Origin of the sequence: Psychromonas sp. B3M02, from assembly GCF_003318165.1 — a bacterium.
In the GTDB taxonomy this organism is placed as follows: domain Bacteria; phylum Pseudomonadota; class Gammaproteobacteria; order Enterobacterales; family Psychromonadaceae; genus Psychromonas.
In genome coordinates, this window is sequence record NZ_QOCB01000074.1 from 1 (window position 1) to 1340 (window position 1340).

Annotated in this window: 2 protein-coding genes; both read left to right on the top strand. The window is 40.1% G+C overall.

Features of this window, described 5'->3' with window-relative positions:
• A partial coding sequence (locus DS885_RS17640; protein ID WP_220149678.1) for a hypothetical protein occupies positions 1-202 on the top strand: 202 nt, incomplete at its 5' end.
• Positions 203-485: 283 nt separating this feature from the next.
• Positions 486-1142 (top strand): DUF2959 domain-containing protein, encoded by a 657-nt coding sequence (locus DS885_RS08550; protein ID WP_113819021.1) that lies wholly within the window; start codon positions 486-488, stop codon positions 1140-1142.
• Positions 1143-1340 lie beyond the last annotated feature (198 nt).

Genomic DNA, 1340 nt, shown 5'->3' on the forward strand with positions numbered 1-1340 from the left:
AGCAACAGCAAACAGGACGTTTGCTGTAAGCTCATTCAGCACATGGATGTGCTGTATGAGCTGGTACGTTAAGAAAGGCAATGAGCGTTTGGATAAGAAAGCGATCCGGTGGCCAGTTTCTTTGCATCCTTTCTTTTCTGGTAAAAGAAATAGTGTCGCCGACAAGGCGAAAACACTGCCCATAATGACCAAACAGCAATGATGAGCGCAGAGGAACCTACACTCAAAACGGCTAGGCTTAGCCCTTGTTGCTTAGACCTTGTTTTGCCTTTTAAAAAGCGTCCACAAAGCCCCAAGAAAAACGCTAACAAGAGCAAACCGCAACTGATCACACCTTACTCGGAGAAGATCCCTCAATCGCTTAACTTGCTGTTTATAATGTGAGGGCTTATCATTCATCTCACTCATTCGTATTTATCCCGTGGCGATGTGCACCACTATCACACTGATGATGTCATCACCTATGCTCACATACAGGAAGTAACATGAAAAAACAGACGCGTTTATGTACTGCATTACTTGCAGTGACCTTTTTATTATCGGGCTGTGAATCCGTTTATTACTCGACGATGGAAAAAGTAGGGATCCACAAGCGTGATATTCTGATTGACCGAGTAGAAGAAACAAAAGAATCGCAAGAAGAGTCACAGGAAGAGTTTCAATCTGCACTTGAGCGTGTCACAACCTTGATCGACTTTCAAGGCGGTGATTTACAAGAGACTTATAATGCGCTGAACAGTGATTACCAATCAAGCTTATCAGCGGCTAATGAGGTGTCTGCTAACATTGATAAAGTAGAAGATGTAGCGACAGCATTATTTGAGGAATGGGCTGAAGAACTGACACAATATAAAAGCGCGTCTTTAAAACGCCAAAGTAGCCAAAAGCTCACCAATACACAACGTCAGTTCGATACCATGTTACGCTCTATGCGCAAATCAGAAAGTAAAATGGAACCGGTATTATCCTCTTTGAACGATAATGTGTTGTACTTAAAACATAATTTAAATGCGCAAGCGATGTCAGAGATAAAAGGTGAATTCACTAACCTTAAGCGTGATATTCAGCAATTAGTGGATGATATGAATACTTCTATTGCTGATTCCAACAAGTTCATTGAACAAATGAATAGCGGTAACTAATACCAATTGTATTAAATAACTGATCTAGATTTTGCGCCGGAAAAATGGCTTAGTTTGAGGCGTAAGTTGATGTAAATGGTTGTTCCCTATACGAAACTTACAACGAAAAAATAAGTTATTTTAACAAGTAAAATAGATCAGTTACTTACTATGATTGGTATTAACACAACACAAAAACCCGCAAGCTAAAAACAGGGT

Excerpts from the sequence above, each read along its gene's own strand:
- DS885_RS08550 (WP_113819021.1), top strand. The coding sequence starts at position 486 with ATGAAAAAACAGACGCGTTTATGTACTGCATTACTTGCAGTGACCTTT.